At 74.3% G+C, this 1,291-nt stretch carries 1 protein-coding gene; it reads left to right on the forward strand.

Annotated elements, in window-relative coordinates:
• Positions 1-312 precede the first annotated feature (312 nt).
• Positions 313-1,191 (forward strand): S1 family peptidase, encoded by an 879-nt coding sequence (locus ACL02O_RS34215; RefSeq protein ID WP_412822323.1) that lies wholly within the window; start codon positions 313-315, stop codon positions 1,189-1,191.
• Positions 1,192-1,291 lie beyond the last annotated feature (100 nt).

A 1,291-nucleotide genomic window follows, 5' to 3' on the forward strand; every position in this document is an offset into this window, starting at 1 on the left:
GGGGGGGCGGGGGGGGGGGGGTGTGGGGGGGGGGGGGGGGGGTGGTGGTGGTGGGGTCCCCCCCCCCCCCCCCGCGGACCCCCCCCCCCCCCCCCCCCCCCCCCCCCGCTTCGGCCAATGTAACGAGAATTTCTCCGAAGGCGCTGCGCCGGCCACCCGGTGCGCGGGTGGGGAGGCGGTCATAGGCTCGGCCATACATCGAGGCCCGGCACTTCCCGGCCACCCCGAGTGGAGCGACGGACGCGATCGAGGGGGCGCGTCCGACGCCGGCCGTCGCCGAGGCCCGAGTCCACACTGACCACGGAGGACCCTTTGCGTCGTTCCGCTCTACTCACCTCCCTGACCACCGCGACGGTCGCGGCGGTCCTGGCCGGCGCCACCCCGGCCTCGGCGATCAACACCTACAATGCCCAGCCCGCTCCCGAGCGCACCGAGGTCGGCGCCATGCTGGCCCTCTGGGACCGGGACGGGGACGGCGTCTCGGAGACCATCGACTGGTACTGCTCCGGCACGATGGTCGACCGGAACACCTTCCTCACCGCCGCGCACTGCACCACCGACTGGCCGGATGGCGTCCGGTTCTACGTCTCGCTCGATCAGGACGTGCAGGGTGCGCTCGACAAGGCCAAGGCCGAAGGGCTGAGCCCGGCCGAAATCGCCGCCGAGGTGGGGGTCGAGGGCACCGAGCACACCAGCCCGGACTACCCCGGCAACTCCGTCGACGCGCACGACATCGCGGTGATCGAGTTCAGCGACAGCCAGGCCGCCGAGCTGGCGGGGCGCTGGCCGTTCACCCCGGCCGCCCTGCCCACCGCCGGCCTGTTCGACGCGCTCGGTCCCCGCGGGCTCGACGCGACGACCTGGCAGGTCATGGGGTACGGCACGGAGGAGGCGCTGAACGGCCCGGGCGGCCAGGCCCACCCGGGCGGCGGCGTCCGGATGAAGGCCGAACTGGGCTTCGACGCGCTGAACAAGACCTGGCTGCGGCTGGCCATGAACGAGAGCCGGGGCTACGGCGGCGCCTGCTACGGCGACTCGGGCGGCCCGAACTTCGCCACCGTCGACGGGAAGCTGGTGCTGGCCGGCACCACCATCACCGGGGACACCCCCTGCTACGCCACCAACGTGGCGTACCGGGTGGATACCCCGAGCGCCCGGGGCTTCCTCGGCGACTTCGTCGACCTGCCCTGACCGCGAAACCGACCGGCGGGGGGGGGGGGGGGGGCCCCCCCCTCCCCCCCCCCCCGGGGGGACTTTTTGAAGGGGGGGGGTCGCCTCCGGGAGAGAACCC

Origin of the sequence: Micromonospora mangrovicola (assembly GCF_047200535.1) — a bacterium.
Taxonomy (GTDB): Bacteria; Actinomycetota; Actinomycetes; order Mycobacteriales; family Micromonosporaceae; genus Micromonospora.